Here is a 14,551-nt window from a genome sequence, read left to right on the forward strand (position 1 = left end):
AACCAAACCAATAATTATATTAAATTAAGACACTTGCTCAGGCGTAGTTTATAAACGCTAATTGCTGAGCTCTGCATTCTTCATATCTCAAAGGCCTTCTTTCTTTATTAACCTTCAGATCCGTCTCTCCCAAAGACTTTTTTACGGCATATATGAGAGAGTTATCCAAATATGGTTTTATTAAAAAGGCACTTGCCTCCAGTTCTCTGGCTGAACGAATATAATTCAGATCCATTTCCCCGTGCAGGCATATTATACTTATATCTTTAGTTGATTCCTCATTTCTGAGCATATCCACCATATCAAGGCCGTTAAGCACAGCTATATCAATATCAGTGATAATCAAATCAGGCTGATTCTCTTTTGCCGCATATAAGCCATGAAGGCCATCTGTAGCATACATAAGGTCAAAATCAAAATGGGAAAGTATGCTATGCATTTCTCTCCTTGTTTCTTCATCTTGATGGATAATCAGAATACGTTTACTTTTCATCTACTAAGAGTTTTGGGCGATTAGTGATGGCAAGTTATAAATCGATTAATTGATAATTTTTTCAGAATCTCCCCAAGTAGTTACACTTAGAGGATTCCCCTTAATCAACCATTTGATATTTAGTAATTTACACGTATTTCAATTAAGAGTCAACCCTTATGGTATGGGTATTTTATACTAAACAATTAGGTAAATTTACCTAATATGTCATATGTAAGGTATTTAGTCTAGCAGACCACTTTCATACGCATATTTTACGAGACCTACGGTATTTCGCACACCTGTTTTGTCCATAATCCTGGCTCGGTGATTATGAATGGTCTTTTCTGAAAGAGATAATTTCTCTCCTATTTCCTTCATAGTAAGCTCCCGGCATATGAGCAAAAGTATTTCCTTTTCGCGTTCTGTAAGGGAGAGTGTATGATTAAAAATCGGCCTTGATTCTGCCTTTTTCCTATCTCTGGCACCTTTTCTTAAAGCATCTACCACCAGCTGGTTTTGATAAAAATCTTTTTCTATTACCGAATTTATGGCTTCTTCTACCTCTTCTGGCTCAGCATTTTTTAGTAAGAAGGCATGAGCCCCTACCTCCATCAGGTAAAATATATGTTGTTGGCTATCATGCATTGAAAGTATTATCACTTTTATGTCAGGATAGCGACTTATGACTTTCTCCGTGGCTTCTATGCCATCCATTACAGGCATTTCCAAATCCATGAGAATCACATTAGGAGGGTTCTCCTTTACCAAATCCAGTAATTCTTTTCCATTTTCAGCTTCTTTCACCTCTAAAATCCCCGGAAAGGATTTTACTAATCTAGCCATGCCCTTTCTAAAAAGGGTTTGATCATCTGCTATGTATACTTTCATTAAGTTCCTAAAACAATTCTTATTCGCGTGCCTTTGTTTATTTCGCTATCGAATTGTACCTCTGCCTTAATTAAACTCACTCGGTTTTCTATACTGTATAATCCTATTCCTCGCCTGATGTCTTGCTTAGTTTTTACTAAATCAAAACCCTTTCCATTATCAGAAACTGTTAAATTAATAGGATTATTCCAATCCACATTTACCCACACTTCGGAAGCCTCTGCGTGTTTAAGAGCATTATTAATTAATTCTTGCACAATTCGGTAAATCAGGAGTTCATCCTGTTGGTTTAATTTAACGTTTTCTCCCCTCTGATGAAAATATATTTTGGTTTGTGGTGTAGTTAATTTTTCTACCAGTTCTTCTAAAGCTCTTCCTAATCCAAAAATTTCCAGTGATGATGGTAATAAAGCTTTGGATATTTTTCGCACCGTTTCTATGGTGCTATCTATCATTTCTTTGGTATCTACCATAGCCAGTTCCATCTCATCAGAAGGAATAGTGCCTTTTTTTAGCATATTGAGATTGAGCTTAGCTGCTGATAACATGGCACCTACACCATCATGCAGTTCTGCTGCTATTCTTCTGCGCTCTTTTTCCTGAGAATCTACAGTGGCCTGCAACAGCTCTCTCTGATAGTCTGCTTCCAGCTGCTGAGTAGCTATTTTGTTTTGCAGCATCCGGGATCGATAATAAATAATAAAAAATATTATGCAGCCTGCTAATAGTAAAGTGGTAGATGTACCTACTATTACCAATGCAGTAATATTTGGAATTTCTGCACTCATTAACATCCTACCTCTCTTGATTTTCGTTGAGCCACCCAAAAACCATACGCCAGACAAATATTTTTAACCACACCCAATAGATTATGAAACATATATGATATAACGGCCGAGGCCCTGTCAATCTTACTCAATAGTTCAAAAAATAAGGATATGAACAGAAAGCCAGAAAAATAAATGAGGAAACCTGAATTAATCCAGAATAAAGAATCTTCTAATGGATTTTCTTTTTCCATTTCTCTTAAATATTTAATAAAAAATAAGGCAGATAGAACACTAAACAGAATACTGTTAGAAACCCTGAGATAGTTATTATTAAAGCCAGAATAGCAGAAAATAGCTAATATCAGTAATTCTATAATTGCCAAGATAAAAATTTTCCTAAATTTAAATATTCTTTTATAAAATTCAACTAACAAAAGAAGTTCTATTATTCTGTAGACTACTCCGTGATAGGGAATATATACACCAAAAAAGTCATAACATACAGCAAAAATCAGATCCAACAGAAAGGAAAAGAAAACAAGTGTCAGAACGAACTTCGAAATATTGGCAGAATCTCTTAGGCCAATTAATAGCGAAGCTACTGCACTAAAAATCATGATATAGCTGATTACGTCATAAAGATTTTCGTACTCCACAGCAATAATTTGTTATTGACATTAAGTAAAAGAATAAAACAGGCATTATGTTCAAGCCAGTAGATCTTCTTGGCCCGGGCATTTGGGAGGGCACGCGGCTCCATCATCCAAAATCATATAATTGATATCATTTTCACCCTCAGGCAAAATGTTATTTTCATCCGCCGTAGCAGCCACTAATATTAACTTATCCTCTCCATAGTCATCTTTGGCAAAGTATATTCTTAGCCCAACTGCTTTACCCTGTTTATCCTTTTCAGCCAAGAGCTGCTGTAATTTTTCCTTTCCATAAAAAATAGCCTTAACCCTGCCAGGGTTTTCCCGCTGATAATGCTTGGTCCATCTTATCGCAGTTTGTAAAGAGATAAATTCTCCTTCTTTTCCATTAAAAGCCATAACTATAAATTTAGAGTCAATAAATGATATTTATATGATTATTATAATATATTATTGTTTATCAAGAAAGGAAACCACTTGAACTGAAATAAATAAGAGGTAAACAAGTCGTTTCCTGATTCAGCTTTTATTATTTAATTTGCCCGAAACCTCCATTATGACTTTAATTCAATTTGAATATATAATAGCTGTAGACAACTACAGACACTTCGGAAAGGCAGCAGAATCTTGTTTCGTAACCCAACCTACCCTTAGTATGCAAATCCATAAAATGGAAGAGCAGCTAGGTGTAATGATTTTTGATAGAAGTAAACAGCCTGTGGTACCTACAGATGTAGGCAAAAGAATTATAGCTCAGGCCAGACTAGCACTTAGCGAATCAAAAAAAATTAAGGAGCTGGTAGCTGAAGAAAAAGGAGAAGTAGCGGGTGAACTGAGCATAGGCATCATACCTACCTTAAGTCCGTATCTTCTACCACTATTTATCAGTAACTTTATAGAGAAATACCCTAACGTAAAAATTAAGGTAGAGGAGCTTAAAACTAATGAGATCTTAAAAAAACTTAAAAATGAACTGTTAGATCTTGGCCTGATAGTAACGCCTCTTAATGATCCCGGGCTGATTACTAAACCGGTGTTTTATGAAGAGTTTTATGCTTATGTATCTCACCGAAGCAGTTTATATAATGAAGACAAGCTTCATGTAGAAGAGCTACCAGCAAATGAAATCTGGTTATTAAATGAGGGCCACTGCTTCAGAGATCAAGTCTTAAACCTCTGCCATACTTATGAAGACAAAGACACACAATTTAAATATGAAAGCGGCTCGCTAGAAGCACTGAAGAAGATAGTAGATAAAAACGGAGGATTTACCTTGCTACCAGAGCTCGCCACATTGGATTTTGATAAAAACAGTAAATCAAAATTAAGATCATTCGTAGATCCCAAACCGGTAAGAGAGGTATCTATCATAATGCATAGAAGCTACCTGAAGAGAAAGTTAGTAGAAGCGCTTCATACGGAGATCCTTAATGCTATTCCTGATTATATTAACATTCAAAAACACGGAGAAGTAATAAAATGGAAATAATATATGAATCAGCCTACATCAAAAGCCACGGCCTGCGTACATGCAGGCTCCAAGGCAGACACCATGACCAAAGGAGTCAATACACCCGTATTTACCTCCACAGCCTATGATTATCTAGACGTAGACGTCCACGCCTATCCGCGCTATTTTAATACCATCAACCAGCAGGTAGTTTCAGACAAAATAGCTGCCTTAGAAAAAGGAGAGAAGGCTATGGTATTTAGCTCTGGTATGGCCGCTATTACCACTGCTCTTTTTTCTATCCTCAAAACCGGAGATCATGCTATATTTCAAAATGATCTTTATGGAGGCACTCACCATGCCATAACTAATGAGCTAAACCGCTTCGGTATAGAGTTTACTTTGGTAAACAGCCTATCAGCCTCAGATTTTGAAAAGGCTATTCAGCCTAACACCAAGCTTATATACATAGAAACTCCCTCCAATCCTTTACTCAAAATCATTGACATCAGAGCCATAAGTACATTAGCTAAGGCCAATAATCTTATTACACTCATTGATAATACTTTTGCCTCACCCATTAATCAAAATCCAATAGAGCTGGGTATAGACATAGTACTGCACAGCGGCACTAAATATCTGGGAGGGCACAGTGACCTATGCTGTGGCGCCATAATTTCTTCAGAGGAGCTTATGCAAAAAGCATGGTCATCAGCCATTCATTTTGGAGGCAACTTAGATGCTCAATCTTGCTATTTATTAGAAAGAAGCATAAAAACCTTATCACTGCGAGTAAAGCAGCAAAATTTAAATGCCCATGCTATCAGTAAGTTTTTGGAGGGCCACTCAGAAATTTCCAACGTTTATTATCCAGGATTATCAACACATCCACAGCATGATTTGGCCACCAGTCAAATGTCAGGCTATGGCGGCATGCTCTCTTTCGAAGTAAAAATTGACCCTGATGCATTTGTAAAAAGGCTGAAGCTCATAGCTCCGGCAATGAGCTTAGGAGGAGTAGAATCCACTATTACCTCTCCGGCACAGACATCACATTCAAAAATATCTGATGAAGAAAAAGAAAAGGCTGGTATATCAAATCATTTACTCAGATTATCTGTTGGCATAGAAGAAGCTGATGATTTAATTAATGACCTAAACCTCGCCCTCCATGGTAATACCTAAAGAAATACGTGAGTTTTGCGAAAAGAAAATTGGAAGTATAAGTGATTTTAGCCCTGCCTCTGGTGGCTGCATTAATCACGGAGGCACAGCTACCACTACAAAGGGGGAGTTTTTCCTGAAGTGGAATAGTGCAAGCCTATATCCTAATATGTTTGAAGTAGAGGCTAAAGGCTTGCAACTTCTGGCTAAACCCAAATGCATAAAATTACCTGAAGTAATCTTTACTTATGAAGGTGATGAATATTCCTGCCTGATTCTTGAAAATATAAAATCATCAGCCAAAAGTCCTAACTACAGCAAAACTTTAGCAGAAGGATTAGCCTGCCTGCACCAGCAAACAGCAGAACAATACGGGCTCGATCATGACAATTATATGGGCTCCTTGAACCAAAGCAACACTTCTACCACCAGCTGGCCAGACTTTTTCTATAAAAACCGAATAGCACCGCAAGTAAAATTGGCGCTCTCTAACGGCAAAATGAATCAGCGAGATTATGATAAATTCTGTGAGTTTGCTGATAAGTTACCTGCACTTTTATCAGACGAAGCTCCAACTCTTGTACACGGAGACCTGTGGGGCGGAAATACTATGGTAGGTAACAATGGCGAGCCTGTGCTCATAGATCCGGCCGTCAGCTTTGCTCACAGAGAAGTGGATTTAGCCATGACTACTCTCTTTGGCGGGTTTGACCAATCATTTTATGATGCTTATCTGAGCATTTTTCCTCTACCAGAAGGCTACAAAGATCGATGGGACATCTACAACTTATATCCGCTTCTGGTGCATGTTAATTTGTTTGGGGGCGGATATTACGCTCAGACCATGAATATACTCTCTAAATTCATCAGATGAGAAAGATTTTCCACACTTTAAACTTCCTCAAAATACACTAACCAACTGATTTTCAGAACAATAATATATGTGGTACTATTTTGTCATAAGTGAAGACAATACCAAACCGTGAAAATCAAGATGGAAAATAACATTAACAAATTCGATATCAACATGTATGCGATCCTTTTTATAGGAGCGTTAGCATTTATGATCTTCGTGGTAGGATGTGAATCCCCTAAGCAAAACGACGAAGAAACGACAGACTCAACTGCGGTATCACTTGATAATAGCAATACCGAGGCTCCCAATAATACCGTTGTTTATGATGAAGACTCTACCATACAAGCACTGGTAGAAAAATACCCTGAATTAGAATACAGCTACGTACAGACTGATGATGGAAATATAGTAACTGTAAAAGGAAATTATCAGGTAAAAGTAGATGGAATAGATGATGATCAGGATCTAAACAAGTTTGTAAAATATGCTGAAGGTCACTTTGCTAATCAGGAGCTGATGCGTAAAGAATACAATAAAAATGTAGAAGTTGGTGCTGAACCTAAAAACGGATTCGAAGCATATTACGAAGCCATCAAAGCCAATGTGGAGTATCCTGAAGAAGCATTAGATAACAATGTAGGAGGAACTGTAATAGTAGAATTTATAGTAGATGAAAATGGCGAAATAGACGAAGTGAAACCTATGGAAGCTATGTATTACACTAAAGATAAGGAGTATATGGAAGCTCTGGATGAAGCAGCTGTAGAAGCCATTAAAAATACCAATTGGACCTGGACTCCTGCTAAGCAAGGAAATGAGCCTGTAAAAATGAAATTAGAAATACCTATCACGTTTGAAGCGGATAGTTGATAGATTGTAATAGTAACCTAAGAGGGGCTGTCACAAAAGTAACTTTAAGTCAGGTCGGCTTATTAGTATTTACTTTTGAGGCAGCCCTTTTCTTATTTTGCCAAAGATTAATTGGCCATAATCATTTTAATCAATAAAAAGATATGGTAAAATTTTTCAATTAAAAATTAAGCATTACCTTTGGCTGGCAATCAAGTAATAATAATCACTAGGTGAAACCTCTTTTCACATACACGAACATCACACTAAACTCTATTCTAGGGATGGGCAATATTATTATTACTACCATTATTACCCCTTTGCGGGGTTAATATTCATATATCACCATTAGGGGCATGGGCTCCATCTTATAAAACACATCTCATTTTATTAATTATAAACTTATCTGTTTATGCAGGTCTTAAAATTTGGCGGTACATCAGTAGCCTCAGCTAAAAACATTACGCTGGTAAAAGACATCATAGTTCAAAAACAAGAAGCAGGCAGCCTAATAGCTGTAGTATCTGCATTAGGCGGCATTACTACGCAGCTGGTAAACGCTAGCCTTAAGGCTTCTAACGGAGATGAGGGCTACCTGAAACTTCTCAATCAGGTAGAGCAAAAGCACATAAAAACCGTTCAGGAACTGATATCCGTAAAAGCACAAAGCAAAACCCTCGGTAAAGTAAAAATATTATTAAACGATCTTGAAGATATTTGTCGAGGCGTATTCCTTATTCAGGAACTTACCGCTAAAACCAGCGACAAAATTCTTTCTTTTGGAGAAAAACTTTCTTCTACCATTATAACGGACTTCCTTAATGACTGCGGCATAAACACCAGCCTGGCAAAACCTCAGGAGTTTATTATTACTGACAATAATTATGGCAGGGCCAATGTAGATTTCGGTGTTACCGTACCTAAAATCAGTGCTTATTTCTCTGAGCAGCTACCCGTTTACATCTGCCCGGGATTTATAGCCTCCTCTAAAGACAACCAGTGGACCACTCTAGGTCGTGGTGGCTCTGATTATACCGCTGCTATATTAGCCTCAGCGCTAGATGCCGCCGAGCTGGAGATATGGACTGACGTAAGTGGCATGATGACCGCCGACCCCAGGTTAGTGCGCTCTGCTTATGCTATTAATGAGATCTCTTACGAAGAAGCCATGGAGCTTTCTCACTTTGGCGCTAAGGTGATATATCCGCCTACTATACAGCCTGCGTTAGAAAAAAGCATTCCGATAAGGATAAAAAATACTTTTAGCAAAGAAGACGCAGGCACTTTGATCTCTGCCAATGCATCAGCCAACGGCCATTTAATAAAGGGACTTTCCAGCATTCAAAACATAGCTTTGCTTAATGTTTCTGGCAGTGGCATGGTAGGCATTCCTAACTTCTCGCACAGACTTTTTAGGGCACTTTCTAATGCAAAAGTAAACGTTGTACTCATCACTCAGGCCTCTTCTGAGCACACTATCTGTGTAGGCATAGACACCAGTGATATAAGCAAAGCCATTACTGCGATAGAGTCAGAGTTCGCCTTTGAATTATCTGCACGTAAGATTAACCCGGTAGAGGTAGAGAAGGAGCTAGCCATAATAGCCCTGGTAGGTGCCAACATGAAGGAGCAAGTAGGAGTGAGCGGCAATATGTTTAGTGTGTTGGGTCAAAATGGAGTAAACATAAAAGCCATTGCACAAGGATCTTCAGAGAGAAACATATCTGTAGTAGTGCATGAAAAAGAAGTAAAAAAAGCACTCAACAGCTTACATGAAAGCTTTTTCCTTTCTGACAAACGTGTTATAAATGTGTTTATGATCGGCGTGGGTAATGTGGGATCTGCCTTAATAGAGCAGTTGAGAAAACAAAAAAGCTACTTATCCACACATCATCATATAGATTTAAGAGTGGTAGCATTGGCTAACAGCCGAAAGATGTATTTCCAAGAAAGAGGCATGGATCTCAAAGAGTGGAAAAACAAATTGGAGCACGAAAGTGAGCCTATGACTACTGAGTCATTCTTACAAAAGATGGCCGAACTGAACTTAAGAAACAGCATTTTCATAGATAATACAGCTAATGCAGATATCGCGTCGGTTTATAATGGTGTTTTAAAAGAGAGTATTTCGGTAGTAACGCCTAACAAAATAGCGTGTACTAATTCCTATGAAGAATACCTGAACCTTAAAAAGACAGCCTTAAAATATAAAGCCAAGTTCTTGTTTGAGACCAATGTGGGAGCAGGGCTGCCGGTAATCAACACACTTAATGATTTGATAAAAAGTGGTGATGAAATCATAAAAATACAGGCCGTTCTTTCTGGTAGTTTGAATTTCATTTTCAATAATTTCAATGAAAATACTCGCTTTGCTGATATAGTAAGACAAGCGCAGGAAGAAGGTTATACGGAGCCAGATCCAAGAATAGATCTTAGCGGAGTAGATGTAAAGAGAAAAATACTCATTCTTATAAGAGAAAGTGGCTTGAACATGGAGATAGATGACATCCCTTCAAGAGCATTTATCCCTGACGAATGCATGAATGCTCCTACTATTGAGGAGTTTTTCAATAAGCTTGAAGAGCATGAGGCCACCTTCCAAAAGATGATAGCTGATGCTAAAAAAGCAGGTAAAAAAATAAAATACGTTGCTACTTTCAATAAAGGCAAAGCAGAAACAGGCGTACAGCTTATAGAAAGCTCACACCCACTTTATAACCTGGAAGGAAAAGATAATATAGTCCTTTTCACCACCAAAAGATACCCTGAGCAACCACTGGTAGTGAAAGGTGCTGGTGCTGGTGCTGAAGTAACTGCTTCCGGAATATTTGCCGATATCATGAGAATAGCCAATGCTAACTGATATGGAAAAGATAAAAGTTTTTGCACCTGCCACTGTAGCCAATGTAGGTCCTGGTTTTGATGTACTGGGCCTGGCTTTAGATGGTATTGGTGATGAACTCGAAGTGATAAAAAGTGACAAGGGCATTAAAATCAATCCTATTCCAGGTTTTGAAGATTTGCCACTTGATCCTAAAAAAAATGTAATAGGCGTAGCCATTCAGGCATTATTAGATGAAGCCCGGCTTTCTGATGGTTTTGAAATTAATGTCAAAAAAAGGGTGATGCCAGGCAGTGGCTTAGGCTCTAGTGCTTCCAGCTCTGCCGCTGCGGTATTTGCTGCCAATGAGTTGTTAGGGCAGCCCTTCAGCAAACAGGAGCTGGTAAAATTTGCAATGGAAGGGGAGCGGTGCGCCTCAGGAAAAGCCCATGCTGATAATGTAACCCCGGCTTTACTAGGCGGCTTCACTATAGTAAGAAGCTACAGCCCGCTGGATGTAATTAATGTGCCTTACCCTAAAGATTTGCATGTGGTGGTGGTTCACCCTCAGATAGAGGTAAAAACTTCTGACTCTAAGCGCATACTCAAGAAAGATGTGAGCCTGGAGACCGCCATTAGTCAATGGGGAAATGTGGCAGGTCTAATTGCAGGTCTCGCCACTGAAAATTATGAACTCATAGGCCGCTCTTTAGAAGATTACATAGTGGAACCTATCCGCTCAGTGCTTATTCCGGGCTATGATAAAGCCAAAAAATTAGCTTTAGACAATGGAGCTCTCGGATGTAGTATTTCAGGATCAGGGCCATCCATTTTTGCACTTACTAAGGGTAAAGCCATAGCAGAAAAGATTGGCGAAGCTTTCACAAATTATTATTCATTACTAGAAATAGATCATAAAGTATACCTCTCAGCTATTAATGCAGAAGGTGCTAAAGTAATTTAAAATGCAGTATTATAGTACCAACAGACAAGTAGCGCCGGTAAGCTTCAAAGAAGCGGTAATAAAAGGATTGCCTGATGACAATGGCCTTTTTATGCCTGAAAGCATACCTCAGTTACCCAAAAGCTTTTTCGAAAAGTTATCTACTCTCAAGCTCGATGAAATAGGATTAGAAGTAGCTACGCCACTGGCAGAAGGAGATATTCCAAAGGAAGATCTGGCCACCATTATTTCTGATACACTAAATTTTGATATTCCAGCGGTAGCCGTAAAAGATAATATTTATGCTCTGGAATTATTTCATGGACCTACCCTGGCTTTTAAAGATGTAGGAGCACGCTTTCTGGCTCGTTGCTTAAGTTACTTTTCAAAAGAAAGTGACCAAAAGGTAACGGTGATTGTAGCGACCTCAGGTGATACGGGAAGTGCTGTAGCTCACGGCTTTTTAGGAGTTGAAAATGTAGATGTAGTTATTCTTTATCCTAAAGGAAAAGTGAGTTATCTACAAGAAAAGCAGCTTACCACATTAGGCCAGAATATAACGGCTTTAGAGGTAGATGGTAATTTTGATGACTGTCAAAAACTAGTTAAAACGGCCTTTTTAGATAAGGAGTTAAATCAAAAAATGAAACTCACATCAGCCAACTCAATAAATATTGCCAGGTTAATTCCACAGTCATTTTATTACTTCTGGGCTAAGGCACAGCTACCAGAGAAGGATCTTGTATTCTCAGTACCCAGTGGCAATTACGGAAACCTGACTGCTGGTCTTTTAGCCAAAAAAATGGGACTAGATATCAAAGGCTTTGTTGCTTCTTCTAACATTAATGACATAGTTCCTAATTATCTTACTTCTGGCAAATATGAGCCAATGGCTTCTAAAGCCACTATTTCCAATGCCATGGACGTAGGTAATCCTAGTAATTTCTATAGACTTCAGGAATTATATGACAAAAACTGGGATGACATTACTGCCGAAATAAAGGGCTTTAGCTTCACAGATGAAGAAACAAAAAAGGCTATGAAAGAGGTGTTTAATGAGACAGGATACGTTATGGATCCGCATGGAGCAGTTGGCTATTTAGGTCTTAAAAATTATTTACTTCAAGACGAACAAGCCACAGGTTTGTTTTTGGAAACAGCTCACCCAGCTAAGTTTAAAGACACGGTAGAAGAGGTGATAGGAGAAGTTGACATTCCTGAAAGACTAGCTAAATACGCTGACAAGGAAAAGAAAAGCGAGCTGATGTCATCAGATTATGAAGAGTTCAAAAACTACTTACAATCCAGATAAATAATACAACCTCCGATGGCTCACATAAAAGCCATCGGAATTATTTTTATTTTTCTAATCGGCCCTTTAACTTGTCATAATCAGCAGCCAGATTTACTTCTTTATTTCCCTCTAAAGCTTCAGGATTGTTAAAAAACAGCTTCTTACCATTATACCTGGCTTCCACCAAATAGTCTTTACCACAAAAGTAGCTTTTCACCACCGTAGCTGATAATGTCGCTCTTTCAGTCACATACAGATCATGCGGATAAAGTAGCACCTTCTTATCACTATTTAGCTGCGGCCATATAACATTAGCTTCTACTTCTGATACCTCTCCAAACAAGTTAGCCACATACTTATTAGCCGGGTTATAATATAAATGGGTTGGCGTTTCATGAGCTATTATTTCGCCTTCTTTCATTACTATGGCATCATCAGAAAATGAAAGGACTTCAGTAGGATCATGAGTAGCTACAATACAGGTAATATTCTTTTCTTTCAGGTAATTAAAGATATTCCTACGCAAGTTATTTCTTCTATATTGGTCTATGTGACTAAAAGGCTCATCGAGCAAAAGCAGCTCCGGCTCTTGTGCCAATGCCTGCACTATGGCTACCCGCTGCTGCTGACCACCGCTAAGATATTTAGTCTGTATATCAGCAAAATCTTCCATCTCCACCATCTCCAGCAGCTCTTGTATCCGATCCTGTTTTTCATCCATAGGCATCAGCTTTAGGTGCTTACCTACATTTTCTGAAACCTTATGAAAAGGGTATAGATCGAAAGATTGAGAAAGGTATTTTATGAAAGGCTCGCCTGGCACCAGCTTATCTTCTGGCTTAGTAATTTTTCTATCTCCCCAGCTCACCACACCCTCATAAGAAAGTAAGCCATATATCACTTCCAAAAGAGTAGTTTTACCACATCCGCTGGCTCCTATTACACTTAAATGCTGCCCCTGAGCCAGGCTAAAATTGATTGATTTTAATATAGGATCATGGTTATAGGCAAAAGAAACATTGGATAATTCTAGCATAAAAAATGTCTTCTTATAAAATCATTTGGAAGGCTAAAACTACCCCTGCTTTCCTAATTAACCAATTTAATTGGAACTAGTTAATCAATATTTTTTGAGTGATTAACTCACTAGCAAATGTAAGCTGAACTATATAATAACCTTTGGCCATGTTCTGCGGAATAGACAACTCATTCGTATAACCATCTCCATCAATAGCAAGCTCTAATAGATCTCCTTTGGCAGAAATCACTACCAACTTTTTGAGTTGCTGGGTGCTTTTTACAGTTATACTATGATTAGTCACTGGGTTTGGATACAATTGATAACTCAGACCATGCGCTACATACTCCACTCTTACTAAACCATGATATTCTATAAAGCCATCAAAGTCGACAGCTTTAAGTCTATAATAGGCTACTCCTTCAGCCGGAGCATAATCAGTCCAGGCATAATCAATTACTTCAGAAGAATTTCCGTTACCTCTTAAGTACCCCACTTCCTCAAAGTCCACTGCATCCACTGATCTTTCTATCACAAAATGATCGAAATTTAACTCTGTAAGCGTAACCCAGGTAAGTTCAACAGCATGATCAGCAACTTGTGCTGAAAAATCACTGATCTCAATAGGAAGCACCCCTCCATTTCTTACGAAATCATAAAGTGGTCTGTCATCATTATATAAATCACTTTCCGTAGCAGTATAATCTGTAGGATTACAGGAGGGAGTCCCCCACCAAGTAGTGGCGCAGTTGTTAGAGCCATCACCTATAGTACCATTATTATTATTCAGATTTCCAAAAATATAAAAATTAGAATTGGTGGTTACGGCAGTTCCATCATTAATGTTAAGGTCTCCTAGTACCACTACTCTACCATTATTATCACTTTTAAAACCGCCATAAGAAGTATATGAACCCGTTACGATTAGAACGCCATTATCATGAATTTCTATTGAAGCACTAGAACCAAGGGTTAAATCGCCATCCACATACAAGGTGTCATAAATATGGATTTTAGGACTCGCATTTTGCACTGATAAGGACCCTGCAGTTCTGATATAGCCATATAAGTTGATACCGATAGCATTATTATTTGTAGGGTTATTAGGCGTAGTAGGTGATCCTCCCCAGCCTCCTGTACTTGACCATGTAGCTTGATCTTCCCAATTCCCTGAGTAGTTGCTCTTACTAGAATAAGTTATTTGAGCGTTAGCTAAATTATATACACTAAAAAAAAGAAAAATTATACTAAAATATCGATATTTCACCACCTATGTAATTTTCATGACAACATTCAACAAATGTAAATAATGTGCCAACAATAAAAAAGGCCTTTATTCAATAATAAAGACCTTTGTTGCTAAATAGTAT

Annotated in this window: 14 protein-coding genes; 7 read left to right on the forward strand and 7 right to left on the reverse strand. The window is 38.2% G+C overall.

The annotated features are described in order from the left end of the window. Positions 1-37 precede the first annotated feature (37 nt). The 5 genes from LVD15_RS06250 to LVD15_RS06270 form a co-directional block, all read right to left on the reverse strand. Positions 38-493: a response regulator gene (locus LVD15_RS06250; RefSeq protein ID WP_233779447.1), complete on the reverse strand. Its 456-nt coding sequence runs from the start codon at positions 491-493 to the stop codon at positions 38-40. Between the two features lie 222 nt (positions 494-715). Continuing rightward, on the reverse strand, positions 716-1,363 hold the full coding sequence (locus tag LVD15_RS06255; protein WP_233779448.1) for a response regulator transcription factor: 648 nt from the start codon (positions 1,361-1,363) through the stop codon (positions 716-718). Beyond that, the gene (locus tag LVD15_RS06260; protein ID WP_233779449.1) at positions 1,363-2,151 is read right to left on the reverse strand and encodes a sensor histidine kinase; all 789 of its coding nucleotides are present in this window, start codon (positions 2,149-2,151) and stop codon (positions 1,363-1,365) included. Before LVD15_RS06260 ends, LVD15_RS06255 begins: the two co-directional genes overlap by 1 nt. Beyond that, positions 2,151-2,789: a hypothetical protein gene (locus LVD15_RS06265; RefSeq protein ID WP_233779450.1), complete on the reverse strand. Its 639-nt coding sequence runs from the start codon at positions 2,787-2,789 to the stop codon at positions 2,151-2,153. Before LVD15_RS06265 ends, LVD15_RS06260 begins: the two co-directional genes overlap by 1 nt. A 51-nt stretch (positions 2,790-2,840) precedes the next feature. Beyond that, positions 2,841-3,185: a hypothetical protein gene (locus tag LVD15_RS06270; RefSeq protein WP_233779451.1), complete on the reverse strand. Its 345-nt coding sequence runs from the start codon at positions 3,183-3,185 to the stop codon at positions 2,841-2,843. 157 nt (positions 3,186-3,342) lie between these two features. Between LVD15_RS06270 and LVD15_RS06275 the strand changes: the two genes are divergently transcribed. The 7 genes from LVD15_RS06275 to thrC all read left to right on the forward strand — a co-directional run bounded on the left by LVD15_RS06275 (position 3,343) and on the right by thrC (position 12,181). Continuing rightward, positions 3,343-4,275, forward strand: a complete 933-nt coding sequence (locus LVD15_RS06275; RefSeq protein ID WP_233779452.1) for a hydrogen peroxide-inducible genes activator — start codon at positions 3,343-3,345, stop codon at positions 4,273-4,275. A gap of 3 nt (positions 4,276-4,278) precedes the next feature. Further along, entirely contained in the window at positions 4,279-5,421 is a 1,143-nt protein-coding gene (locus LVD15_RS06280; RefSeq protein ID WP_233779453.1) for a trans-sulfuration enzyme family protein, read from the forward strand. Beyond that, positions 5,408-6,274 carry a fructosamine kinase family protein gene (locus LVD15_RS06285; RefSeq protein WP_233779454.1) on the forward strand — a complete coding sequence of 289 codons (867 nt, stop codon included), beginning with the start codon at positions 5,408-5,410 and terminating at the stop codon, positions 6,272-6,274. Before LVD15_RS06280 ends, LVD15_RS06285 begins: the two co-directional genes overlap by 14 nt. A gap of 120 nt (positions 6,275-6,394) precedes the next feature. Then, the gene (locus tag LVD15_RS06290; protein ID WP_233779455.1) at positions 6,395-7,126 is read left to right on the forward strand and encodes an energy transducer TonB; all 732 of its coding nucleotides are present in this window, start codon (positions 6,395-6,397) and stop codon (positions 7,124-7,126) included. Positions 7,127-7,517: 391 nt separating this feature from the next. Next, positions 7,518-9,968, forward strand: a complete 2,451-nt coding sequence (gene thrA, locus LVD15_RS06295; RefSeq protein WP_233779456.1) for a bifunctional aspartate kinase/homoserine dehydrogenase I — start codon at positions 7,518-7,520, stop codon at positions 9,966-9,968. A 1-nt stretch (position 9,969) separates the two neighbouring features. Then, complete coding sequence (locus LVD15_RS06300) at positions 9,970-10,890, forward strand: homoserine kinase (protein WP_233779457.1); 921 nt, start codon at positions 9,970-9,972, stop codon at positions 10,888-10,890. 1 nt (position 10,891) lies between these two features. Further along, positions 10,892-12,181, forward strand: a complete 1,290-nt coding sequence (gene thrC / locus LVD15_RS06305; RefSeq protein WP_233779458.1) for a threonine synthase — start codon at positions 10,892-10,894, stop codon at positions 12,179-12,181. A gap of 46 nt (positions 12,182-12,227) precedes the next feature. Here thrC and LVD15_RS06310 read toward each other — a convergent pair whose 3' ends face one another. Beyond that, complete coding sequence (locus LVD15_RS06310; RefSeq protein ID WP_233779459.1) at positions 12,228-13,199, reverse strand: ABC transporter ATP-binding protein; 972 nt, start codon at positions 13,197-13,199, stop codon at positions 12,228-12,230. A gap of 76 nt (positions 13,200-13,275) precedes the next feature. Further along, positions 13,276-14,448, reverse strand: a complete 1,173-nt coding sequence (locus LVD15_RS06315; RefSeq protein ID WP_233779460.1) for a T9SS type A sorting domain-containing protein — start codon at positions 14,446-14,448, stop codon at positions 13,276-13,278. Between the last annotated feature and the right edge of the window lie 103 nt (positions 14,449-14,551).

Origin of the sequence: Fulvivirga maritima, from assembly GCF_021389955.1 — a bacterium.
In the GTDB taxonomy this organism is placed as follows: domain Bacteria; phylum Bacteroidota; class Bacteroidia; order Cytophagales; family Cyclobacteriaceae; genus Fulvivirga; species Fulvivirga maritima.